The 23,291-nt window shown below is 52.4% G+C and carries 20 protein-coding genes and 1 other annotated feature; of the genes, 16 read left to right on the top strand and 4 right to left on the bottom strand.

The window, feature by feature from the left end; all coding sequences use genetic code 11:
* Nucleotides 1-10 precede the first annotated feature (10 nt).
* Nucleotides 11-1,798 (top strand): B12-binding domain-containing radical SAM protein, encoded by a 1,788-nt coding sequence (locus LOK74_RS14075; protein WP_230042663.1) that lies wholly within the window; start codon nt 11-13, stop codon nt 1,796-1,798.
* Nucleotides 1,799-1,888: 90 nt separating this feature from the next.
* Here the strand turns inward: LOK74_RS14075 and pepF are convergent, their stop codons facing one another.
* Nucleotides 1,889-3,802 carry an oligoendopeptidase F gene (gene pepF / locus LOK74_RS14070; protein WP_230042662.1) on the bottom strand — a complete coding sequence of 638 codons (1,914 nt, stop codon included), beginning with the start codon at nt 3,800-3,802 and terminating at the stop codon, nt 1,889-1,891.
* A 169-nt stretch (nt 3,803-3,971) separates the two neighbouring features.
* Here pepF and LOK74_RS14065 point away from each other — a divergent pair, with 169 nt between their 5' ends.
* From LOK74_RS14065 to LOK74_RS14040, 6 genes are all read left to right on the top strand, one after another.
* Complete coding sequence (locus tag LOK74_RS14065) at nt 3,972-5,321, top strand: TrkH family potassium uptake protein (RefSeq protein WP_230042661.1); 1,350 nt, start codon at nt 3,972-3,974, stop codon at nt 5,319-5,321.
* Between the two features lie 198 nt (nt 5,322-5,519).
* The gene (locus LOK74_RS14060; protein WP_230042660.1) at nt 5,520-6,143 is read left to right on the top strand and encodes a DedA family protein; all 624 of its coding nucleotides are present in this window, start codon (nt 5,520-5,522) and stop codon (nt 6,141-6,143) included.
* A gap of 4 nt (nt 6,144-6,147) precedes the next feature.
* Nucleotides 6,148-6,507 carry a DUF1294 domain-containing protein gene (locus LOK74_RS14055; protein ID WP_230042659.1) on the top strand — a complete coding sequence of 120 codons (360 nt, stop codon included), beginning with the start codon at nt 6,148-6,150 and terminating at the stop codon, nt 6,505-6,507.
* A gap of 180 nt (nt 6,508-6,687) precedes the next feature.
* Nucleotides 6,688-8,223 (top strand): spore germination protein, encoded by a 1,536-nt coding sequence (locus LOK74_RS14050; protein WP_230042658.1) that lies wholly within the window; start codon nt 6,688-6,690, stop codon nt 8,221-8,223.
* Nucleotides 8,220-9,377 (top strand): GerAB/ArcD/ProY family transporter, encoded by a 1,158-nt coding sequence (locus LOK74_RS14045; RefSeq protein ID WP_230042657.1) that lies wholly within the window; start codon nt 8,220-8,222, stop codon nt 9,375-9,377. Before LOK74_RS14050 ends, LOK74_RS14045 begins: the two co-directional genes overlap by 4 nt.
* Nucleotides 9,378-9,396: 19 nt before the next feature.
* Entirely contained in the window at nt 9,397-10,509 is a 1,113-nt protein-coding gene (locus tag LOK74_RS14040; RefSeq protein ID WP_230042656.1) for a Ger(x)C family spore germination protein, read from the top strand.
* A gap of 90 nt (nt 10,510-10,599) precedes the next feature.
* On the opposite strand, the gene sspI is transcribed toward LOK74_RS14040, so the two are convergent.
* Entirely contained in the window at nt 10,600-10,836 is a 237-nt protein-coding gene (sspI, locus tag LOK74_RS14035) for a small acid-soluble spore protein SspI (protein ID WP_230042655.1), read from the bottom strand.
* A 155-nt stretch (nt 10,837-10,991) separates the two neighbouring features.
* Here sspI and LOK74_RS14030 point away from each other — a divergent pair, with 155 nt between their 5' ends.
* The gene (locus LOK74_RS14030; RefSeq protein ID WP_230042654.1) at nt 10,992-11,645 is read left to right on the top strand and encodes a potassium channel family protein; all 654 of its coding nucleotides are present in this window, start codon (nt 10,992-10,994) and stop codon (nt 11,643-11,645) included.
* 3 nt (nt 11,646-11,648) lie between these two features.
* Nucleotides 11,649-12,464 carry a TrmH family RNA methyltransferase gene (locus tag LOK74_RS14025; RefSeq protein WP_230042653.1) on the top strand — a complete coding sequence of 272 codons (816 nt, stop codon included), beginning with the start codon at nt 11,649-11,651 and terminating at the stop codon, nt 12,462-12,464.
* 28 nt (nt 12,465-12,492) lie between these two features.
* Here LOK74_RS14025 and LOK74_RS14020 read toward each other — a convergent pair whose 3' ends face one another.
* Complete coding sequence (locus LOK74_RS14020) at nt 12,493-13,200, bottom strand: DUF2225 domain-containing protein (RefSeq protein ID WP_230047011.1); 708 nt, start codon at nt 13,198-13,200, stop codon at nt 12,493-12,495.
* Between the two features lie 109 nt (nt 13,201-13,309).
* Nucleotides 13,310-13,546, top strand: a binding site (T-box leader).
* 45 nt (nt 13,547-13,591) lie between these two features.
* Between LOK74_RS14020 and pheS the strand changes: the two genes are divergently transcribed.
* The 5 genes from pheS (at nt 13,592) to LOK74_RS13995 (ending at nt 20,462) form a co-directional block, all read left to right on the top strand.
* Entirely contained in the window at nt 13,592-14,626 is a 1,035-nt protein-coding gene (pheS, locus tag LOK74_RS14015) for a phenylalanine--tRNA ligase subunit alpha (RefSeq protein ID WP_230042652.1), read from the top strand.
* Between the two features lie 15 nt (nt 14,627-14,641).
* Complete coding sequence (gene pheT, locus LOK74_RS14010) at nt 14,642-17,065, top strand: phenylalanine--tRNA ligase subunit beta (protein WP_230042651.1); 2,424 nt, start codon at nt 14,642-14,644, stop codon at nt 17,063-17,065.
* A 198-nt stretch (nt 17,066-17,263) separates the two neighbouring features.
* Nucleotides 17,264-17,545, top strand: coding sequence for a cell division protein ZapA (gene zapA / locus LOK74_RS14005; protein WP_230042650.1), 282 nt, complete (start codon nt 17,264-17,266; stop codon nt 17,543-17,545).
* A 263-nt stretch (nt 17,546-17,808) separates the two neighbouring features.
* Nucleotides 17,809-18,936: a glycosyltransferase family 61 protein gene (locus tag LOK74_RS14000; RefSeq protein ID WP_230042649.1), complete on the top strand. Its 1,128-nt coding sequence runs from the start codon at nt 17,809-17,811 to the stop codon at nt 18,934-18,936.
* Nucleotides 18,937-18,983: 47 nt separating this feature from the next.
* Nucleotides 18,984-20,462 carry a glycosyltransferase family 4 protein gene (locus LOK74_RS13995; protein ID WP_230042648.1) on the top strand — a complete coding sequence of 493 codons (1,479 nt, stop codon included), beginning with the start codon at nt 18,984-18,986 and terminating at the stop codon, nt 20,460-20,462.
* Nucleotides 20,463-20,851: 389 nt separating this feature from the next.
* On the opposite strand, the gene LOK74_RS13990 is transcribed toward LOK74_RS13995, so the two are convergent.
* Nucleotides 20,852-21,271, bottom strand: a complete 420-nt coding sequence (locus LOK74_RS13990) for a hypothetical protein (protein WP_230042647.1) — start codon at nt 21,269-21,271, stop codon at nt 20,852-20,854.
* A 347-nt stretch (nt 21,272-21,618) separates the two neighbouring features.
* On the opposite strand from LOK74_RS13990, the gene larE reads away from it, so the two are divergent.
* Entirely contained in the window at nt 21,619-22,491 is an 873-nt protein-coding gene (gene larE / locus LOK74_RS13985) for an ATP-dependent sacrificial sulfur transferase LarE (protein ID WP_230042646.1), read from the top strand.
* The gene (larB, locus tag LOK74_RS13980) at nt 22,484-23,236 is read left to right on the top strand and encodes a nickel pincer cofactor biosynthesis protein LarB (protein ID WP_230042645.1); all 753 of its coding nucleotides are present in this window, start codon (nt 22,484-22,486) and stop codon (nt 23,234-23,236) included. The genes larE and larB overlap by 8 nt, the downstream gene beginning before the upstream one ends.
* Nucleotides 23,237-23,291 lie beyond the last annotated feature (55 nt).

The raw sequence follows: 23,291 nt of genomic DNA, 5'->3' as shown, positions 1-23,291 counted from the left end.
GGATGAACTGTTGAAAATCGTCCTGACCACACTAAATGCCAAATACATTCACTCTTCGTTGGCGCTGCGCTATCTGCGCAGCTACGTCAAACCGTCGTTTCCCGACGTTGAACTGGTGGAGTATACGATAAATGACGTGACGATGAACATCGTGGGTGATATTTTCAAGCGAAGCCCTGACCTCGTCGCGTTTTCCTGTTATATCTGGAACATACGAGAAACCCTCGATGTGATTTCAAACCTGAAAAAAGTGCTGCCGGAAGTGCCGATCGTACTTGGCGGTCCGGAAGTAACCTACGATGCCGACTACTGGTTGAAATCACACCCGGCGATCGATGTGATTGTGATCGGGGAAGGGGAAGAGACATTCCGCGAACTATGTGAAGCGTATCAGGAAGCTAGGCTGCGTGGAACGCAAACCGATCTACAGACGGTAAACGGGATTGCCTATCGCCATGAGGGACGAGTCCGTTACACCATGCCGCGTGAGCAGTTGAAAGACCTGAATCAGATCCCATCTCCTTACGAGGAGCATCTCGAGGAACTGGATAACCGGGTCGTCTATTTTGAAGCATCTCGCGGCTGCCCGTTTAAGTGTCAGTACTGTCTCTCGTCTATCGAGGATGGTGTGCGTTACTTCTCTATGGAGCGGGTGAAGCGGGACTTGCAGCGGCTGATTGAGCGTGAGGGTGTGAAAACGATCAAGTTCGTCGATCGCACCTTTAATATCCACAAGAAGTACGCCATGGAAATCTTTCAGTTTCTGATTGACAACCATAACGGTACCGTGTTCCAGTTTGAGATCACAGCCGATATCTTGAAGCCTGATGTCGTCGACTTTCTTGCGGACAACGCGCCGCCGGGAATCTTCCGCTTTGAGATTGGCGTGCAGTCGACCAATGATGAGACCAATCGTCTGGTACAGCGAATCCAGAACTTTGAAAAGTTGAGCTATACGGTTAAGCGGATCAAAGAGTCGGGGAAGATTGCCCAGCATCTCGATCTGATCGCCGGTCTTCCCGAGGAGGATTATGCCTCGTTTCGCAAGACGTTCAACGATGTCTTTGCACTCCGGCCGGAAGAACTGCAGTTAGGATTCCTAAAGATGCTGCGTGGTACGGGAGTTCGTGCACGGGCCGCCAATCACGGATACATCTACATGGAGGAAGCGCCGTACGAAATCTTGGGCAACGATATCCTCTCCTATACGGAGATCCTGCGGATCAAGCGAGTAGAGGACGTGTTGGAGAAGTACTGGAATGCCCATCGGGTGGACCGGACACTGGAGTGGATCTTGGGGCGGCATTTTGAGACACCGTACGACTTTTTTCAGGAGTTCGGCGATTACTGGGAAGAGCAAGGATGGGGCAGACTTGGCCACCAACTGGAAGATTTGTTTGTCCGGCTTTATCAGTTTTTGCAGGAACGAAGCAGAGAAGGACTTGAACATGTGCTCAGTTTGATGAAGTTCGATTATCTCTACAATCAAAAGCATCGACCGCGAAAACTGTGGTGGCCGGACCCCATGGAGAAGCGGGAGATGCAGGAGGTGTATCGACAACTACAGCAGCAGGAGCAGGACGGTTTGCTGCCGGGCGGCTTTATGCAAGACCTTGCTTCGGAAAAGGAGTACTTCAAACATACCGTTGTAACAAGTGTGTCGTTTGATATCCGGCGCTGGTTGGAGCATGGGGAGTTTAATCCCGGGACATTTGCTCTGGTTGTCTACTACCCCTATCGATCGGCGGTTTCCAACGCTTATGAGATCGTAGGAAGGCCGCTGCCCGTCACAAACTAACCAGTCCCGGATGGGAAAGCCCCCTCTGCCGTCGTGTGAAGCAAGCCGTTTACGCGACTGACAGCGGGGGCTTCTTGTGCTAACGCCGGTTTATTCCTCGTTGATCAATCGCTCCAATTCATCCAGCGTCTCTTCAAATACATCCATCGCCTGCTGGATCGGTTCGGCGGTGGACATGTCGACACCCGCAGCTTTCAGCACCTCGATCGGTGGAGCGGAGTTGCCCGCTGCCAGGAAGTGGTCCCGGATGCGGTTCACCGCTGGTTCTCCTTCGTCCAGCACCTGCTGGGCGAGAGCGACAGAGGCGGCGAAACTGGTGGAGTACTGGTAGACGTAGAAGTTGTAGTAGAAATGGGGGATGCGTGCCCATTCCATCGCAATCTCTTCGTCAGAAATCATGGCAGGCCCGTAGTATTTTTTGTTGATGTCCAGATAGATCTGCTTCAGTGTTTCGGCGTTCAGTGTTTCCCCTGCCGCTTCCCTCTCGTGGATCACCTTTTCGAATTCAGCGAACTGCGTCTGACGGAACAACGTGCCCCGGAAGTTCTCCAGATACTGATTCAACAGGTACATTTTTTCCTGTTTGGTCTTTGCGTTGGCGTACAAGCTCTTGAACAGCAATGTTTCATTCATCGTGGAGGCCACTTCCGCTGTAAAGGTCGGATAGTTGGAGGAGATATACGGCTGCGCTTCATTGGTGTAGAAGGTCTGCATCGCGTGGCCCATTTCGTGTGCTACGGTGAATACGTCGTCCATCGTACCTTGATAGTTGAGCAGGACATAGGGATGAGTGTCGTATGCTCCCCATTGATACGCGCCGGGTCGCTTGTCATCCGTGGAGTAGACGTCTACCCATCCGCCGTTGAAGCCCTCTGCCAACGTTTTCACATACTCGTCGCCAAGCGGCTTTAGACCATCCAGTACAATCTGCTTCGCTTCCTCATAAGGAATGTATCGGTCATCGGCCGGTGCAATCGGGGTGTAGATGTCGTACATGTGCAGTTCGTCCACGCCGAGCATTTGTTTCTTCAGCTCCATATAACGGTGCAGCAGCGGCAAATGGGCGTTGACTGTCTCGATCAACTGATCGTATACCTCGGGCGGCACGTTGTTGGGATGCAGACTGGCTTCTAGTGCAGAGTCGTATTTTCTCGTCGTCGCATAAAAGTTGTTTGCTTTTACTTCTGACGCGAGTGTCTGTGCAAACGTGTCCCGGAACTTGGCCAGGGTACGGTAGTATGCTTCAAATGCGGCTTTGCGCACATTGCGGTCTTTGCTGTCCATGTAGGAGATGAAGTTCGCCCGGGTCAGTTGTACGTCTTTCCCATCTTCATCTTTGATCGTCGGGAAGGTGACGTCCTTGGACAGCATGCCGTAGATGTTTTCCGCCGCGCCCGCGACAGGCGTTGCTTTCGCCAGCAGTTGTTCCATCTCGACTGACAGGCTGTGCGGTTTGGCCCGCAGCACATCTTCCAAGAAGCCTTTGTAAGCAGTCAGCTTCTCATCAGACAGATAGTGGTTTATCTTGTCATCTGCAATCTCGACGATCTCGGGGACCAGCCAAGACGTCTTTTCGCGGACCAATGTACTCAGGTTCTCAGCGCGATTGGCCAGTTCCTGAAGTTGTGGATTGGACATATTGGCATCCAGTCCCATATTAGCGTAGACGTATAGTTTGTCATGCAGACGGTTGAGGGCACTGTAGTCCTCCAGTGCTTTCAGCAGATTGGCCGCCGATTCACCCAGTTTGCCCTGATGCTTGACGAAATCGTTGGCCAATTGCTCCGCCTTCTTCACATCGGCTTCCCAAACCTCTTGGTTGGCATAGATATGCTCCAACTTCCACTTGTACTCTGCAGGGATTTCGGCGCGATTTTCGTACACTGGCAGCTGCTGCTCTGCAGCTACTGCCACCGCTTGATTGCTCAGCGGAACAAATGGCGCCGAGGTGGATCCGACAACCAATGCGACTGCGGTCAATGTGAGAAAGATCGGTTTTTTCATGAGCTAGGATTCCCCCTTTTGGATTATATAAAATTTTTTGACTATAAAAAGAAATTAAACAAAAGTGTAGTTTTTCCTTCCATTTTTTGAGGTAAGGAAGAGAATCTTGTACGACCGTCTCTTTTTGTTTACCATGGGGTTATGTTAAAAAAAGATACAGGGGTACAGAATGAAACGAAATCAGATGAAACAGCGCTTTCGCTTTAACCCTCCACAAGTGCTTGTCGCCGGTTTTGCCTTGATCATCGTGATCGGAGCATCGCTGCTTCGCTTGCCGATGGCGACGGAGGATGGTCTTGGCATGGATTGGCTGGACGCTTTTTTCACTGCCACTTCAGCCACTTGTGTAACCGGTCTGGTGGTGGTCGATACGGGCACCACGTTTAGTCTGTTTGGCGAACTGGTGATCCTCACCTTGATCCAGATAGGCGGCCTCGGGTTTATGACATTTGCAACGCTTTACGCCTTGTTTTTAGGGAAGCGAATCTCGTTGAAGGAACGCCTGCTTCTGCAGCAGTCGCTCAACCAGGTCTCGATGGAAGGAATTGTGCGATTGGTCCAACTGCTGCTGATCTTTACGGCGATCTGTGAAGTGGTCGGCGGTCTGCTGCTGGCAGCCCGTTTTGCATATGACATGCCAGTTGCTCAAGCCTTGTATTACGGCATCTTTCACGCGATCTCCAACTTTAACAATGCCGGATTTGACCTGATGGGGGAGTTTAGGAGTTTTACCGGCTATGTAACCGATCCTATGATGAATATCGTGCTGTATGCCTTGATTGTGCTCGGTGGGCTCGGATTTATGGTGATGGCCGAACTGTACGATTACCGCTACCGCCATCGTTTGTCCATGCACACCAAGGTGGTGCTGGCGACAACAGGCAGTTTGATTGCGCTAGGCACCGTGGTGATCTTTTTGCTGGAATTCAGCAATCCAAAGACGTTGCAGCCGCTCTCGATGTTCGGGAAGTTTCTCGCTTCGCTGTACCAGTCGATCACACCGCGCACAGCCGGCTCCAATACACTGGACATCACGCAAATGCATCATTCAACCTTATTCTTCATCATGTTTTTGATGTTTATCGGCGCGTCTCCAGGCTCAACCGGCGGCGGTATCAAGACAACGACGTTTGCCACGCTGATGGGTGCTGTTTGGTCGCAGATCAAAGGAAGAGAAGATATCGTCTTTTTCCGGCAGCGAATCATGCCGCACATGATTGCCAAGTCGCTCACTGTTATCGTCAGCAGCTTGTTCCTTATCGCTGTCACTACGATGGTGCTGACGATTACCGAGGGAAAGATAGAGTTCATTAAAATTCTGTTCGAGGCAGTCTCGGCCTCCTCTACAGTGGGTCTGTCGATGGGTCTTACCCCGGAATTGACTCCTTATGGCCGGATGATGTTGATCTTGACGATGTTTGCCGGACGGGTCGGTCCGCTGACCATCGCCTTTGCGCTGGCTCAGCGGAAGCAGAAAGAGTATTTCCGCTATCCACAGGGGAAAATCATGATTGGATAAGCAGCGGGAAACCTTTTGAGCGGTTGATGCGTATTTATACTAGGTAAATGCCCGGTCGAAATCAATGAGTGCCGGGCACACGCCCTGCATATGTAGACGCATACCAAAGGAGTGGAGAGAATAAGGACGGCGATGGAGTGCAAGAGCTTCAAACAGGGCCTCAGTACTTGTCCGTCTGACGGTTAGGAGAATCCCGTGATGGAAATCAACTTTGAGACACTGCTTACTTTTATTGAGCAATACGGCTATTTTGCTTTGTTTTTTTTGCTGTGGCTAGGCATCGTCGGACTGCCGATTCCTGATGAACTGGTCGTGGCTACCGGCGGATTAGTCGCTTCCCTTGGTTATCTGGATCCCGTTTACGCATTTGTGGTTGATTACATGGGAGTTGTCTCCGGATTGACGATCGGATATCTGTTGGGCAAGTGGTTCGGAAAGCCGATCCTCCGTTGGCTGTCGCGAAAGAAAAAGATGGAACGTTATATTGTCCGTTCCACCGCATTGATTGAAAAGTACGGGGCATACGCCCTCTGTCTCTGCTATCTCTTTCCGGTGGTGAGACACATCGTTCCCTATGTCGTAGCCATCGGGGGAATGAACTTTCGACGGTATGCGTTGTTTTCCTATACAACCGGACTAGTTTGGACTTTTTTCTTTTACATGGTTGGCTTTCTGTTTGGTCAGCACATGGATACGATCATAGAGATGTCCCGCAGGTATGGATATTACGGACTGGGGCTGCTGATCTTGCTGATCATCGCGGGATTGGGAATCCGCCGTCTGGTCTTGGCCAACCGCTCTTACAAACCGGAGAGGGAGTAACGTCGTGAAGCAGCAGCAGAAGCTTGCAGCCCATCGAAAGATGAGAAATGGAATATTAGCTTGCGGCTGGCTCGCGATGATCTATGGTTGGTACAGCGAACGGCTGCTGTTCCTGTTTGCTGGCTGGCTATTGATCAATCTCTACTCTTTTGGGTTGATGGCAGCTGACAAGCGATCGGCACGCCAGCATCGGCTGCGGATTCCCGAGAGCAGTCTGCTCATGCTGGCCGCTCTCGGCGGGGCGATGGGGACGGGAGTGGGTATGGTTACCTTCCGTCATAAAACGAGGCATTCGTGGTTTGTGCTTGGTGTACCGTTGCTGATCGTGCTTCATCTGCTGCTGTTCTTCCGTTTGGCGTGGTAAGCTGTAGCGAGTGGCCGATGTAAGCCGAACAATTCCTATATGTCCACCCTACACGTAGGACCGTCAGATTTTTTCTGGCGGTTTTTCTTATTTCATGCGAAAAGGGGAAATCCTAACATCGGCACACACTTTTTGGGCACACTAATATCTACCTGCGAGCTGTCGGGAAGGAGGCTGCCGATGAGTATACGAGAGCAGTGGAGACAGATGAAAAACAAAAAACGGCAGAAGGTGCATGAAGATCACTTTCATCAAACCATGCAGTCGGTTCCCGCCCGTCCTCTCACAACCGATCTGAAGGAGAACATCCAGATGATCAGTCAAATCCTCGGTTCCACCGACGACCTCGCGATCCGGCTGATCCGACTAAAGGAGAGCGGGAAATCTGCAGCTGTGCTCCATCTCAGTGGCATGGCCAAAAAAGAGGATATTAGCGAGTTTATTGTCAAGTACCTGACGACATCGATACACGAAAGCGAAGAACCGGCCATCCACGAGATAGAGCGGGGAGCCGACCTGCGCCATGTAATTCGAAGCATCCTCTCGGGGAATGCCATTCTGTTGATCGAGGGAAAAAGGGAGGCTTACATCGCCAGCACACCTGGCTGGGATCGGCGCGGCGTGGAGGAGCCGCGCGTAGAGGCGGTGGTACGTGGGCCGCGGGACGGTTTTACCGAGACCCTCACCGTTAATGCGGCACTGATTCGGTTTCGACTGAGAGACCCGAATCTGCGATTACGTCGGTTGGTGGTAGGTGAGCGGACACAGACTGCGGTCAACGTGATGTATCTGGACGGTCTGGCAGATCCGGGGATCGTCGATGAGGTGATCCAGCGTATCCAAAAGATCAGGGTGGACGGCGTTCTGGAAAGCGGCTATATCGAACAGTTTATTGAAGACCGCACTTGGTCGCCGTTTCCCCAGATCCAAAACACCGAACGGCCAGACAAGGTAGTGGCCAACCTGCTGGAGGGAAAAGTGGCCATTCTCGTGGAAGGGACACCGTTTGTGTTGGTTGCACCTGCTGTCTTCTCCCAGTTTTATCAGAGTCCGGAAGACTACTACGAACGCTTCTACATCAGTATTTTCATTCGGGTGATTCGATTTACCAGCATGATGATCGCGCTGTTTTTACCGTCTTTGTACATTGCCTTTAGCTCGTTTCATCCGGAGATGATCCCCTCGAAGCTGGTGATCGCGATGGCAGCTGGTCGTTCAACCGTGCCGTTTCCATCGATTGTGGAAGCCTTCATCATGGAGATCACGATTGAGATCTTGCGCGAGGCAAGTGTTCGACTGCCTGGACCGATTGGGCCTACGATTGGGATTGTCGGAGCACTGGTCGTCGGTGAGGCGGCGGTTACGGCAGGTCTGGCCAGCCCGATCATGGTGATCATTGTGGCGCTGACGACGATTGGCTCTTTTGCGACTCCCAGCTATAGTGCCGCTATCTCGATCCGCATGCTGCGCTTTCCGATGATGATTATGGCTGGCATATTTGGACTGTACGGGATCATGCTGTTCCTGATCTTGATCGTCATCCATCTCTCCTCCATCAAATCGTTTGGTGTTCCGTACATGTCGCCGTTAAGCCCGATCAAAATCCGCGACATGCGGGATTTACTCGTCCGTCTGCCGTTGTCTAGGATGCGGAGGCGGCCATCGCTGTTTAACCCGCTGGATGAGGTGCGGATGGAAAGGAGAGAAGGGCCGTGAGCAGAGGAAACGATCAGTTATTTGGCACTTTCTCCACCTGGCAGTTGACGACGCTGGTCACCAGTACGCTGATCGGAGTCGGAGTACTCACCTTGCCGCGAGCCACATCAACTGCGTTGGAGCAATCAGGATGGTTGGCACCGTTTATCGGCGGACTGATCAGCATCGCCGCCTGCTGGCTGATCGCCCAGCTTAGCCGTCTCTATCCGGGACGTACGATTGTGCGATACAGTCCGTTAGTGTGGGGAACGACCAAGTCGGTAAAAGTGGGCGTGTTGCTAAGCCTCCCTTTTGTCGTCAGCTTTCTGCTCTATTTATTTACCGTCACCGCCTTTACAGCACGTATCTTTGGTGAAGTGGTGGTCACGGCGGTGCTGCTGCAAACACCTCTGGAAGCGACCATTATCACCATGTTTTTGTTGGTGGTGGCTCTGTGTCAGTATGAACCTGAGGTGGTCGCCCGGGTCAATGAACTGCTTTTTCCGCTGATTATCCTGCCCATTTTGTTACTAGCCATCGCTTCTTTCCAGAAAGCAGATTGGAACAATCTGCTGCCGGTTCAGATCTCCTCCTGGGACAAGCTGGTGGACGGTTTAATGGAATCAACCATTTCATTTGAAGGATTTGAAGTGATGTTCATCTATTTTGCGTTTGCCCAGCAAGGGACATCGAGGAGGACGGCCAGCGTGGTCGGGATCACCATGGCGATCTTGGTCTACACCTTGATCGTGTTGGCCGGCATTGCTGTATTTGGTCCTAACGAATTACAGTTGCTAACCTGGCCGACACTGGAGTTGGTCAAAACCACACAGGTTCCAGGGCTTGTTTTGGAGCGGATCGAGTCAGCCTTTTTGGCGGTTTGGGTGGCAGCCGTCTTTACAACCGTCGGGAATGTTTACTACGCTTTCATCTATGGTCTGCGGCAGCTGCTTGGCAGGGGCATGGCATTTCAGCGGATCATGTCTGTTTTCCTGTTGATTCCGCTGTTCGCTGTCGCCCTTTTCCCACAGAATCTCGATGAACTGTTTCGCTATAGCAGTTACCTTGGCTATCTCGGTCTGGTTGTGAATCTAGTCTATCCGCTGCTTTATATCATTGTTTCGTATTTGCGAAAGCGACACCGGAAAGCAGTGCGGGGTGAGAGTGTTGACTAGGAGAAGAAGCAGGTGGTTATTGCTGCTGATCATAGTGACCGTCGTGACGACCGGCTGCTGGGATCGGCGTGAACTGGAAGAGCGGATCTCAGTCCTCGCCATCGGAATTGACCATATAAAAGGGAAAGAAGACCGATATCGAATCAGTGTGCAGATCCCGATCCCCATTAAAATTGCCGGCAGCGGCGGACGAGGGGGAGGGAGCAGCGGCGATGCCGTCAAAATAGTAACCACCACGGGCAAAACCGTTCAGGATGCGATGAACAACCTGCAGAAACGCCTGAATCAGCAGATCTTTGTCGGACACACCCGGGTTTTAGCGATCAGTGAGGACGTAGCCAGAGCAGGCATGAAAGCAGCCTTTGACGCCTACCGGCGTGATCCGACGATACGCCGGCTGCTCTGGCCGGTTATCGTAAAAGGTGAAGCGAGAACACTGCTTATGGCCAATCCCAAGCTGTCTCAAATCCCAGTGGTGTTTATCATGGACCTGATTGAGAACGGGGCGAGATCGGGCATGATTCCCGATCAGACCCTTGGCGATTTCTACAGCCAGACGTCCAATCAAGCGTTGCAGCCGATCATGAACTATGTGGAAGCTACGGAGGAAGATGTTGGCTGGAGAGGTGTCGCTGTGTTTCGTAATCATAAGATGGTCGGCACGCTTGAGGATGAACAAACTTGGGTGCTGCTGCAGCTGCGGGATCAGATGCAAGGAGGGGACGTGGTGGTTCCTCTGCCTGGGAACGAGGGGGATTACCTCACATTTCGTCCTCATTTCGTGGATACGCATCTCGAGATGAAGCATACGGGCGGATCGCACCATGCTCACTATACCTGCACTGTACAAGGGGATGTGATTGAAAATACGAAAGGACCTCAGATAAAAGGGGAACAAGGGGTAAACAAGCTGCAGGAAATCATTAAGAGAGAGATGGAGAAGCGGGCCGCAGAACTCTTGGTCAAGCTGCAAAAGGAGTATCGCAGTGATGTCCTCAAACTGGGCTTGTGGGTCAAGGGGCATCATCAGGACTACTGGAGCCGTCATGATTGGGAAACATCTTTTCCCGATCTTCCGATCAAAGTGACGTACGATATTCGGATTCGCCGGTTTGGGATGGAGATGCAATAAAACAGCGGCACCGAGTGTGCCGCTGTGACATTATATTGTGTCCATCTGCTAAGCAGACTCATGGTTGCGTACACAGGCGTACCTGCCTGCTTACACGGGCGTGCCTACCTGTTTGGGCAGGTGGTTGGCGATCTCGTCTGCCATTTCCTGCTGCTTGCTAGGATCGCTGTTTTTCCACAACACCTCAAACAGGACGCCTAATCCCGGTAGTGTTTTTTCCTGGCCGGTCGTTACGGCATCGTTGATTGTATCTTTTACGGCAGATGAGTCAGAACCCTGCATTTTATACATGATCGCTTGACGCAAGTTGAGCTGGTTGATGTTCACGCGAGTTGCTCCTTTCTTAAATAGTGCGCTTCACTTGAAATAGTATTTCTCTGAGCCGGGCAACTGATACGCTTTTGTTGCGGTTCGTTCTGTGTGGTATAATGCCTTGTAAAGTTCAACGGTATCGACGGTGGATAGAAAAGGAGTAGAGACAAATGTCCAAACAGTTTGCAATCATCGGGATGGGGCGGTTTGGTTCCAGTGTCGCCCGCACGCTGTACGAGATGGATTATGAAGTGATGGGGATTGATGAGGACGAAGAGAAGATTAATGAAAACATTCAGTATGTGACACATGCCGTTGCTGCTGATTCTACGGATGAGCGGGCGCTGAAAGAGATCGGCATCCGCAACTTCGACGTTGTCGTCGTCTCGATCGGTGCGGATATCCAGGCGAGCATCCTGACGACGCTGATCCTCAAGGAGATGGGTGTCAAAAAGATCGTAGCAAAAGCGCAGAACGAGCGGCACGGACAGGTGTTGTACAAAGTGGGGGCCGATCGTGTCGTCTTTCCGGAGCGTGACATGGGGGTTCGTGTCGCCCATAATCTGATTTCCGCCAACGTTCTTGATTTCATCGAGTTGGCTGAAGATTACAGTGTTGCCGAGGTAGTAGTCGCCCCGACAATGGTTGGCAAGGATTTGCGCCAGTTGGACGTGCGTGCTCGCTACGGAGTCAACGTCATCGCGATTAAAAGCGGAGAGCAGTTTAACATTTCGCCGCGTCCGGATGATGTGATTCAGCATAACGATGTCCTGGTTGTGATCGGTCACAATCGCGATTTAAAAGAGTTTGAGGAGAAGGCGTAACAGATGACTTTGGACGTGATTCATTCTCCCCACAATCAGCAGATCAAACGGCTGGCCAGCCTGCTTAGTCGAAAGGGCCGCACGGAGTCCGGTCGGTATCTGGTCGAAGGGGTACACCTGGTGGAGGAGGCCCTCAAGTCTGAGGCAGAGGTCACTACTGTTGTCTATGATGCCGAGCGCGGGATTCCCGAGGAGATTGCATCGATGCTGGCGGGCCGACCGGACGTTGCCTTGCTGCCTGTCTCCTCATCCATCTTCCATAAGTTGTCGGAAACCAAATCACCGCAGGGAATCCTCGCTGAGGTGGGCAAGCGGCAGCTCGACTGGAAGATGTGGTGGAACGGGCAGAGGAATCATGACAGGTTGCTATTGCTGCTCGATGAGATACAAGACCCCGGGAATCTAGGCACCATCCTGCGAACGGCTGAAGCGGCCGGCGTCGATGCGGTTGTCGTCGGTCGGGGGAGCGTTGATCTCTACAACGGAAAAGTGGTTCGTGCGACGATGGGTGCTCTGTTTCGGTTGGCTGTATTTGTTGAGGATCTGGTTCCGCTGATGGATGAGATCGCCCAGGCAGGGGGAAACCTGCTGGTCACCTCCCTGGAAGAAGCCAGTCAACCGTATGATGCCCCGCTGTATGCCGGGCATGTGGCAATCGTGATCGGTAACGAAGGGAGAGGAGTTTCCCCCCATGTACGGGAGCGGGCGACAGACTATGTCCATATTCCTCTCTACGGGAAGGCAGAATCTCTGAATGCCGCAGTGGCTGCGGGGATTATGCTATACGAAGCAAGACGGCAGCAAAAGAAAAGAGTGTAGCTGTCTCGCTCCTCATGAAGTACTCACGCTATGAAGTGGCATGCTGCTTTCGCTGCTCCGAGTGAGCTTGCCGAGCTAATGACCACTGCTCTTGAGCCATGTGGACGATCCCCGTCTCGATCGTTTCCCCTTTCATTTGAACCACTTTGGAAAAGTAGCGGACCGCATCATCCAGGCTGCCGATACGTCGCTTCAGTTCACCGATGAGGTAGAGCATCCGTACTTCTGACATTTCTTTGTCGCCGACCACATAGTCTGAGTGCTCATACGAGCGTTCGTATTCCTCTGCGGCAAACTGGATGAATCTCTGTTCCTCTGCTTCATCCTGCAGAAAGCGGTACAACCAACTAAGGCGCAGGCAGAGTCCTGCCTTGATGCTGTGCGGCTGATCGGTCAGCACTGCTGCATGGAGAGCCAGCTTGTAGGCGGCAGTGGCTGTCTTGATGCTCCGCAGGCTTCCGAACTGCTTTTTCTGCCATTTGGCGGCGATTTGCTGTTTCACCAGTTCACGCGCTTGTGGGGTCAGGGTTGTCGAAAAATGTTCGGTGAACGAGAAGCCGCATTGCGGACAGACACTTACCGTATACAAGATCGGATTGCACTGCTGTTCTTTGTAGTAGGTGCAGAAATCGGTGTCTCGGCTGATAGCGGCCTGCATGCCTTGCCGAACTTTCTTGGTCGGAAATGTGTGATCACAATAGAGGCAGGTTACCGTTTTATCGTACAGCAAATCCATTTTGTTCACGATGTCTTCCTCCTTAGATGTCAAACCTGACAACAGCGATTGTGGGATTTGCAAGCAGGGACGCTTTGCGGTATAATTTTTACACCAGTTTTCATCATGTGACAGTGCGATGAAGGAGCCTAGTACATGGAATCGTAGCCTTTCAGGGAGGAAATACCGCAGACTGAGAGTATTTCCAGTGCTACATCTATGGAATTCCCTCCTGAGCTGCCCTCTGAAACCACTTTCCGTGTTTAAGTAGGAGGCGTCCGGATCATCCCGTTATCGATGACGAGAGTGGGGCAGTATCTGGCTGCCTAAGATGGGTGGTACCGCGAGCAAACGGCTCGTCCCTTTGGGGACGGGTCTTTCTTATTTTCAAGAGGAAAAGGAGCGAACGATTGTGCAATCACGTCTTCAGGAATTGAAACAGGCCGCCATGTCGCGGCTTGGTGAAATCTCAGACACGCAGCAATTGCAAGAACTGCGGGTAAAGTACCTGGGCAAGAAAGGTGAATTGACGGAGATTTTGCGGGGCATGGGCAGCCTGTCCGCTGAAGAACGTCCGGTCGTAGGACAGTTGGTCAATGAAGTACGGGGCGAACTGGAAGCGGCAATCGCGGCGAAGCAAACCGCGTTGAATCAGGCCGCTGTCGAGGCAAAGCTGGCAGCTGAATCGCTTGACGTCACGCTGCCGGGTCGACCGTTGCCAAGTGGAACGATGCATCCCCTGTCGCGCATCATCGAGCAGGCCGAAGATATTTTCATCGGTCTTGGCTTTGAAGTGGCAGAGGGACCGGAGGTAGAACTGGATCACTTCAACTTTGAAATGCTCAACCTGCCAAAAGATCACCCGGCCCGCGATATGCAGGATTCGTTTTACATCACCGAGGAGATTCTGCTGCGGACCCAGACTTCGCCGGTACAGGCACGGACCATGTTGAGAAAAGAAGGAAAAACACCAGTAAAGATTATCTGTCCAGGGAAAGTGTACCGACGTGATGACGATGACGCGACCCACTCCCACCAGTTTACGCAGATCGAAGGACTGGTTGTGGACAGAGGAATCCGGATGAGTGATTTGAAGGGAACCTTGCTCACGTTTGCCCGGCAGATGTTTGGTGAAGACCAGCAGATCAGGCTGCGCCCCAGCTTCTTTCCGTTTACCGAACCAAGCGTGGAGGTAGACATCCAGTGCATTTTCTGCGGAGGAGATGGCTGTCGCACCTGCAAACAGACCGGCTGGATCGAAATCCTCGGGGCCGGTATGGTCCATCCGCGTGTGCTGGAGATGGGGGGCTATGATCCGCGTGAAGTGAGCGGTTTTGCCTTTGGAATGGGCGTGGAGCGAATCGCCATGCTCAAGTACGGGATTGAAGACATTCGCCATTTCTACACCAATGACGTCCGGTTCTTGCGTCAGTTCAATCGGGTATAGGGGAGGAGACTACAGATGAAGGTATCGTATCAGTGGCTGTCGGCATACGTCGATTTGTCCGGAATGACGCCGCACCGGTTGGCAGAATTGTTAACCAGCAGCGGGATTGAAGTGGATGCGGTAGAATCGCGCAATCAAGGCGTGGAGAATGTTGTGATCGGATACGTCAAGGAGCGGAGCCAGCATCCTGACGCCGACCGCTTAAGCGTCTGCGTAGTGGATGTTGGACAAGGAGAAGATTTGCAAATCGTCTGCGGCGCTAAAAATGTGGCGCAGGGACAAAAAGTACCGGTTGCGCTGCCGGGGGCCAAACTTCCGGGAGGCCTAAAGATCAAACGCTCCAAACTGCGTGGTGTGGAATCGCAGGGGATGATCTGTTCGGCCAAAGAATTGGGCCTCAATGATAAACTGCTCGCCAAAGACCAGCAGGAGGGGATCATGGTTCTGCCGGAAGAGGCGGAAGTGGGTGCTGATGCCGTTTCCTACCTGGGACTGGATGATTATGTGCTGGAGTTGGGGCTAACTCCAAACCGTTCGGATTGTTTGAGCATGCTGGGGGTGGCTTACGAAGTGGCGGCAATCCTCGGCCGCGACGTACAGATTCCACAGCTGGAACTGGTTGAAGATGGAGCGGATAATCCCTTGTCTGTCCGGATTGAGGCCAAAGATCACTGTCATCAATATCACGGCCGCCATTTTACCCGGGTGCGAATCGGTTCATCGCCGCAGTGGTTAAAGAACCGATTGATGGCGGCTGGGGTACGTCCGATCAACAATGTGGTCGACGTGACCAACTATGTGATGCTGGAGTACGGTCAACCGCTGCATGCCTTTGACGCAAACTGTGTCAGCAACCAGGCAATCGTTGTGCGTCTGGCCGAGCCAGGGGAAAAACTGGTAACGTTGGACGATCAGGAGCGGGCCTTGGATGAGCAGACATTGGTCATCGCCGATCCGCAAAAGGGATTGGCGATTGCCGGTATCATGGGCGGAGCCAACTCTGAGGTGACGGAGAAGACCGAGGAGATCATACTCGAATCAGCCTACTTTACGCCTCAGTCGATCCGTCGTTCGGCACGGATGCTGGAAATGCGGACAGAAGGCTGCGTCCGGTGGGAGAAGGGCGTCGATCCCAACCGTGTTCCATTGGCGGCCGATCGGGCTGCCGGACTGATCCAGCAATTGGCCGGAGCGGTCGTCTCCAAGGGGATAGCGGGTGAAGTGGTGGAACAGCGCCAACCGGTGGTCGTCTCGTTGACACTGCCCCATCTGAACCGCCATCTCGGCATGTCGCTAAGTCCAGAGGAAGTGTCGGCCATCTTTGGCCGTCTGCAGTTCGCTTACCAATACAGCGAGGAAACCTGGCATGTGCAGATCCCCACACGACGCAATGACATCACGCTAGCCGAAGATCTGATCGAAGAAGTAGCTCGTCTGTACGGTTATGACAAGATCCCGACTACGCTGCCGTTTGGAGAGACCACACAAGGCAGGCTGACGCGCGACCAGTCCCTTCGTCGTCGAGTGCGTCATCACTTGATTGGTGCCGGGTTGTCAGAGGCGATCGCCTATTCGCTGATCAATCCGGGGAGGCTGGATGACGTAGCGGGTCTACATGAGCAGAATCTCCACAGCTTGCGGTTGGCGATGCCGATGAGTGAAGAACATAGTGTCCTGCGGGTCAGCCTGCTGCCGGGACTCTTGCAGGTCGCCCAGTACAATAAAAACCGGCAAAATCACGATCTGGCCATCTTTGAATTAGGACATGTTTTCTTGAGTGAAGAGAGCACACCAAGCCAACTGCCGGAGGAGCGGCTCTATCTGGCCGGTCTGCTGGCTGGTCAGTGGCTGCCGCCCAACTGGAACAAAGAGAAGCAGCCGGTAGACTTTTACCTGCTCAAAGGGATCGTCGAGTCGCTCCTGGCGAGCCTTGGCGTCACAGATGTGGAGTGGCATCCAACAGCAGAGCGGGCAGGCATGCACCCGGGGCGAACAGCAGACATTGTCATTGCTGGAGAAGCAATTGGCTACCTCGGTCAACTGCACCCGGCTGTGGAAAAAACGTACGATCTGGAAGAGATATACGCATTCCAACTGGATACGCATAAGCTGTTTGCTCATGCGACGGATCTTGGTCTCTACCGTCTGCTGCCCAAGTTCCCGGCGATGAGCCGCGACCTAGCGTTTGTCGTCGAGCGCAGCGTGCAAGCCGACACGCTGACTTCTATGATTCGACAAGCGGCAGGCGACTGGCTGGAATCCGTGACGTTGTTTGATGTGTATACGGGTGAGCATGTTGCAGCTGACAAGAAGAGTGTAGCCTTCTCCCTTGTCTACCGACATCCGGAGCGAACGCTGCAGGACGAAGAGGTGCAGGAAAGCGTCAGCAGGATCGTACAACTGTTGACTGAGCAGTTGGGTGCGGAGCTGCGGAAGTAGCCGCTGATGCTTCCTTGTATTCAGCAAGCAGGCGACGGATTGAGCAGCCGTATCGGGAAAGCGGACGTGAAATCTTGACGAAGGTTGTCAGATTCAGTAAAATCACATCAAGAGTTTGTGTCATCCCACCCGACAGTTAGTGGTTATGGAGAATGCAGCTACACTACTTGGACGGCGCGTATCAAGGAGGAGGCCTTTGTGCAAGATGACGGGAAAAACCGCTTGACCGTGGATATCTTTGGACAACAGTATCGGCTCACTGGGAAGGCTAGCGTCAATCATATGCGCATGGTCGCTGGATACGTCGATGACAAGATGAACGAAATCAGTGAGGGCAACAATCGTCTGGACACGACAAAAATCGCCGTATTGGCTGCCGTAAACATTTCAGACGAATACTTCCGTCTACGCCGGGAATACGAGGAACTGCTGAGGATTTTGCAGGATGACGCGAGACGCCAAGTGAACAGCAGAAGCTGAAGAAGAGAGGTCGTACCGAAACTTGTTTCGGTACGACTGTTTTTTTGACGTTCGTCCAAAGCAAATGACTATCAGAGTTTTTTCCCTTGACAGTTTTTTTCAAAGAGAACAGGAGCCGCAGCTGGCTCCTTCTTTTTTGCCGCAAAATCCGCTTTGTCTGCTGGTCGTATGATGAATTTTCACATCCTGGTTATTTGCTGGATTTCGACGGAAAAAACGAATACATATACTACTCTAGGCAGCTTTTGATTGGAGGTTTTTTCATGCCCCATTCCCGTGAGGAACATACCCCCCCGGTTGGCTACTGTCGAACCACTGGGGAATGGTTCGCTTACCATCAAGCCCGGGGTAAGTCCATGGAAGAGCACTTCATGGAATTTTACTGTGACCACAGCAGCGAACATGTGATGCCCAGAGGACTGGAAGAAACCGTTCCATGGGAATTCGCCAACAGACCGTTCCGTCATCATCCCAGTCCATTTCTGGCCGTGATTTGCGATGGGAGGATTTGGGGAGCAAAAGGGGCTGTGATCACCCCTGACAATAAGCTGTTGTGGGATGTTTCCCTGGAGCATTCGGAACAAACCCCTGAACAGCATTCTGTCTTTCAGCAGGCCCACATGCCGTCGGTGGAGTACCATGCAGAAACGTTGGCTGTTCTGACCTATACGGCAAGCGAAAGTTATTTTCATTGGATGCTGGATGTGCTGCCCCGCATCGATTTGTTGAATAAAAGCGGCATAGCCATCGACAAGTTTGTCTTCAATACCAGTCCCTGCCTACCCTTTCAGCATCAGACGCTGACCGCCCTTGGCATTCCCCCTGACAGACGCATCGAAATCGAGGCAGCTTCCCATCTGAGAGCGAAGAAACTGGTCGTGCCTTCACTGATCGGGTACACCTCCCATTATCCCAAATGGGCCGTTGCTTTTCTGCGAACAGCGTTTTTCCAGTATACTCATCTATCAGACAGAGGAAAAAGGATTTACATCAGCAGGGCTGACGCCAAGCACCGGCAGCTTACCAATGAACAGCAGGTGTTGAAGCTGCTGGAACCATACCGTTTTCAAACCGTTACATTGAGCGAATACACAGTAGGCGATCAGATCGCGCTGTTTGCATCTGCCGACGTCATCGTTGCCCCGCATGGAGCAAACATGACCAATCTTCTCTTCTGCCATGCGGGCACCAAGGTGATCGAACTGTTTTCACCTGGCTATGTCAACCCGATCTATTGGGCCATAAGCAATCATGCAGGTCTTGATTATTATTATCTCATTGGCAAAGGCAGACGTTCACCGCAGAATGTGTATGAATTGTCGCGGGCAAAAGAGGACATAGAGGTTGATCTCGATCAGCTATCCAGAATGCTCAAGTTGGCAGGCATGTAGGTGGGGATCATGTACAGGGACGCCGTATGCAGAAAGTGGTGAGAACGATGAGAATTCTGTTTTCCACCTATTGGGGCATCCCCCAGGCGGGGAAGTTGAATACGTCTATTCATTTGCTCAAAAAAGAACTGGAGCGGCACGGCCATCAGGTCGATCTCTTGGCACACCACCCGGATATGCAGCAGATCTATCTGGTCAGTCGCCAGCCAAAAGGCGCGTTTACGAAGGTGATGAGCGGTCAATCCGTTGACAAGGCAAAAATCAAGCAAGTGATTTATAGCGAACTGTATCGGTACTATCAAAAATATTTACCGCATGTTCATCCATGGATTCGCTGGCGGGAGATTGAGCGTTACACTTTTGAATTAGCCGTTTCTTTGTTCCATTTGGACGGATACGACATGATTCACACCCATGATGTCATATCGACGAGAGCCTTATGGAGAGTGAAGCCGCGTCACATTCCGCTGATCTTTCAAAATCATGGTCTGTTGGCCAACGATCGTACCATCGCTGATCATATTGGGAACAAAGAGAGTTTGAAGTGGAAATACGTTGTAGCGGAAGAATACTACGGTGCGATTTCATGCAATCAAACGCTTGTCCCTGCGAAATGGCTGCTGGATCAATTAAACCACCATTACGGGGTCCCAAATGAACAATGCAAGATCATCCCGTATGGATTGGACTTGGACCAGTTCCTCGAATGGCTGCAATACGAGCCGTATCCTGTTGTGCAAAAGAAACCTGACCAATATGTCATCTCTTGTCCGGCGTCACTTGCGCCGCGGAACGGACATAAAATCCTGATCGAAGCATTATGTGTACTCGCTCAAAAGCGGAACGATTTCATCTGCTGGCTGATTGGCGACGGCGAGATGAGGCATGAGCTTGAGGAGCATTGTGCTAAACAGGGGATTGCTGACCGCGTCGTTTTTTTAGGGCACCGGGCGGATGTACCTTCCTTGTACAACAAGACAGATGTTATCGTCTTGCCTTCTTTGGAAGATCTTCAGCCATCCGCTATCATGGAAGCACAAATCGCCGGGAAAGTTATCATCGCTTCTGACAGCGGAGGAATACCAGAGATGATCAAACATGGGGATACCGGTTTGCTCTTTCCGGTCAGTGACAGCGAGCAGTTGGCCGAGAGACTGTCGGAAGTGATGAATGATTCTGATCTGCGGCAGCACCTAGAGAGAAACGCGAAGGAATGGGGAGTTCACCAGTGGCCCTCAAAGGTTTGGGGTGAGCGCGTGATCAATGTGTACGATCAGGTGCTGAAAGCGCTGCAATCTCCAGCCCCCAACACCCTTCAGCAGCCTCATCTTGGCATTCCACACGGTTTCACGAAAAAGAGGTCGCTGCGAAGGGATTCGGCAGCAAGCATGTTTATCTTTCGCGTCCAAAGCCAACTGCACGAAAAGGAGTGGGATGACATGTCAAGGAATCTCCCAGCACACTACTCAATCCCGGACTTGTCCTTTCTCAAGGTACTCACAGAGACAAATCACTTCGATTCATGAACCATCCACACACTCTCGTGCCCAGCTAGCGAGGGAGTTTAGCTCGGAGAGAGAGAAGAGAGGCAGAGTGCCTCTCTTCAGTCTGTAGACAAAGCCTCGGTACAGGCGGAGAGTAGCTCTTTTCCGGAAGGAGCAACTTTTGCCGACCAACCGAGCGGAGCCAGTCCGAAGCGGGGGCTTTCGGGCGCAACCCTGAGATACCTCGTAGCGATGACCACTTTTGCGACCGCCCGCTTCGGACTGGCGCAGCGGACAGTCCCGCATCCTCGCAGGTTGGCAACGGCGCGACTGGAGGAAAAGAGCTACTCTCCCTCGCGCCGCTCCACTTTGTCTGCAATCTGAAGAGAGGCAGAGCGCCTCTCTTTTTCTTCGTTGGTTGTCGCCATTGGTCACGTCTTGTGGGAGTAGCAAAACAAACCAAAACAGATGAACAAAAGGGCTGTACTAAACAACAGTAATCCTAGCGGCTGTCCGGCATGGGCTCCTAGCATCGGGCTCATCATACCGGTCATGGTGCCGCTTGACAGCCCCGCCAGCACGGTTTGCTGGTCACCCAGTGATCCGAACAAGGCGCCAACGGCTGCAGCGATGAAAGTGGTGGCAATGGCTGCAAAGGCATAAGACTCAGAAAACTGATAGCCGATCACAATGCCGCTGGTCGTGCCAAGCAGGGTGCTTGATGTCATCGCCAGGTTCATCGCAACGTGAAACCCGACAGATTGGCGATACCGGTAAAAGAAGAGGTAGCATACGGCTGTCGCACCAAAACAGCAGAGTAAAATGATCCACCAGAGCCAGTTCCCATTCACTCGTTAGACCACCTGCCAGTCGAGACAGTATCTGTTCCGTTTGCCTACTCCTGCACAGGACCTAGTCCCAGCCCGCCTCAGCGTAGTACAATGAAAGGCAAATGGTTTGTCTACGTCCAGCATATGCCCCTCGTCCTGCAGGTAGAAGCAGAGCCAGCTACCAGGCAATGTATTGAAGAGATCAGTCTTTTCTGCAAGCGTAGACGGCCGGGTAAAGCATGAGTCGACATGTACGGTGTTCCGTCAGGCGTGCGCATCGTGTGAGTGAAGGGTATAATAAGGAATGGTGACATGTCGGTTTGCAGCCAGAGACAGAATTGCTTCACATAGTAGGGAGGGCTTGAGAGATGACGATTCAGACGAAGGAACAGCTGATTGAAGCGGCCCAACGACTGTCGATTCGGGAGAAAGACGAACGGTTAGGTCAGCTTTTACGAGATATGGGTACGGTGTTGATTGCCTTTTCCGGAGGCGTGGACAGTACCTTTTTGCTAGCTCGCGCGGTACAGGAGCTAGGCGATCAGGCGATAGCGGTGACGGCCGCCTCCGAAACATTTCCCACCCGGGAGTTTGAAGCGGCCAAGCAGTTGGCGGGCCGTCTTGGCGCCCGTTTTGTGACCACACAAATCAGGGAGATGGAGAATCCGAACTTCGTCTCCAACCCGACCAACCGCTGTTTTTACTGCAAGGATGGATTGTATGAGCACCTTGCCACACTGGCCGAACAAAACGAATGGAATGCTGTGATCTGTGACGGAGCGAACATGGATGATCTGGGCGACTATCGCCCCGGGCGCATGGCTGCTGCCCAGCGTGGCGTGCGCAGTCCTCTCCAGGAAGCCGGATTGTACAAGGAAGAACTGCGACAGTTGTCAAAAGAGATGGACCTGTCCACTTGGAACAAACCATCATTTGCCTGCCTCTCTTCTCGGATCCCCTATGGGTCTGAGATTACACTAGAGAAGATTGATCAGATTGATCGAGCAGAAGGGTTTTTGCTCAGTCTCGGTTTTCATCAGGTCAGAGTGCGGCATCACGGACAAATCGCCCGCATCGAAGTGCTGCCGGCCGATTTTCCCAGACTGCTGGAACATCACCAGGAGATTGATGAGAAGCTGAAGCAGATCGGGTTTACCTACGTGACGCTTGACCTGTGGGGCTATCAGACAGGCAGTATGAACAACGTCTTGCGTACGGAAGTGAAGGACAGCCATGGTTGAAGTGGAGCGTATTCTAGAGCAGGTGAAAAATGGTCAATTGAGTGTGGCAGAGGCGAAGGAACGTCTCACCCAAGTCGGGGATCTTGGCTATGCCCAGCTTGATCTAAACCGTCAGGAGCGGACCGGGTTTCCCGAAGTCGTCTATGCAGCAGGAAAAACGGTTGAACAGGTAATCGGCATCTTCGAAAAGTTAAAGCAGACACAGGATGTCGTATTGGCTACAAGGGTCACATCCGAACAGGGAGAACAGCTGCAAAACAGAGTCCCGGGCGTGATCTATGATACGCAGGCCAGAGTGGCTGTCTGGAGCCGCTCTCCTCTTGAACCGCAGCGGAACGGTTACGTCTGCGTTGTTGCTGCCGGCACTTCCGACCTTCCAGTAGCGGAGGAGGCGGCGTGGACCTTACGCTGCTTCGGCAGTGAAGTACGCGTAATCGCTGATGTGGGCGTGGCTGGAATCCATCGATTGTTTCATCGTCTGGAAGAGATTCGCGGGGCATCAGTGATTGTCTGCGTTGCTGGGATGGAGGGTGCATTGACCAGCGTGGTTGCCGGGTTAGTAGATAAACCAGTCATTGCTGTGCCGACAAGTGTGGGCTACGGCTCGTCTTTCGGTGGACTCTCCGCTCTGTTGACGATGCTCAATTCTTGTGCGAGTGGTGTGGCTGTAGTCAATATCGACAACGGATTCGGTGCAGGGTACTTGGCGGGAATGATCCATAGACAGGCCGGCCTGGACCATTAAAAAAACAAGGGGAACGTAGGATTGCCCCTTGTTTTTGCTACATGCTGGTCGGCTC

Source organism: Brevibacillus humidisoli (assembly GCF_020923435.1).
Lineage (GTDB): Bacteria > Bacillota > Bacilli > Brevibacillales > Brevibacillaceae > Brevibacillus_E > Brevibacillus_E humidisoli.
This window is presented reverse-complemented; position numbering and strand designations above follow the sequence as displayed.

Excerpts from the sequence above, each read along its gene's own strand:
- pepF (WP_230042662.1), bottom strand. The coding sequence starts at position 3,802 with ATGAAAAAACCGATCTTTCTCACATTGACCGCAGTCGCATTGGTTGTC.
- LOK74_RS14065 (WP_230042661.1), top strand. The coding sequence starts at position 3,972 with ATGAAACGAAATCAGATGAAACAGCGCTTTCGCTTTAACCCTCCACAA.
- LOK74_RS14060 (WP_230042660.1), top strand. The coding sequence starts at position 5,520 with ATGGAAATCAACTTTGAGACACTGCTTACTTTTATTGAGCAATACGGC.
- LOK74_RS14050 (WP_230042658.1), top strand. The coding sequence starts at position 6,688 with ATGAGTATACGAGAGCAGTGGAGACAGATGAAAAACAAAAAACGGCAG.
- LOK74_RS14030 (WP_230042654.1), top strand. The coding sequence starts at position 10,992 with ATGTCCAAACAGTTTGCAATCATCGGGATGGGGCGGTTTGGTTCCAGT.
- LOK74_RS14025 (WP_230042653.1), top strand. The coding sequence starts at position 11,649 with ATGACTTTGGACGTGATTCATTCTCCCCACAATCAGCAGATCAAACGG.
- LOK74_RS14020 (WP_230047011.1), bottom strand. The coding sequence starts at position 13,200 with ATGGATTTGCTGTACGATAAAACGGTAACCTGCCTCTATTGTGATCAC.
- pheT (WP_230042651.1), top strand. The coding sequence starts at position 14,642 with ATGAAGGTATCGTATCAGTGGCTGTCGGCATACGTCGATTTGTCCGGA.
- LOK74_RS14000 (WP_230042649.1), top strand. The coding sequence starts at position 17,809 with ATGCCCCATTCCCGTGAGGAACATACCCCCCCGGTTGGCTACTGTCGA.
- LOK74_RS13995 (WP_230042648.1), top strand. The coding sequence starts at position 18,984 with ATGAGAATTCTGTTTTCCACCTATTGGGGCATCCCCCAGGCGGGGAAG.
- larE (WP_230042646.1), top strand. The coding sequence starts at position 21,619 with ATGACGATTCAGACGAAGGAACAGCTGATTGAAGCGGCCCAACGACTG.
- larB (WP_230042645.1), top strand. The coding sequence starts at position 22,484 with ATGGTTGAAGTGGAGCGTATTCTAGAGCAGGTGAAAAATGGTCAATTG.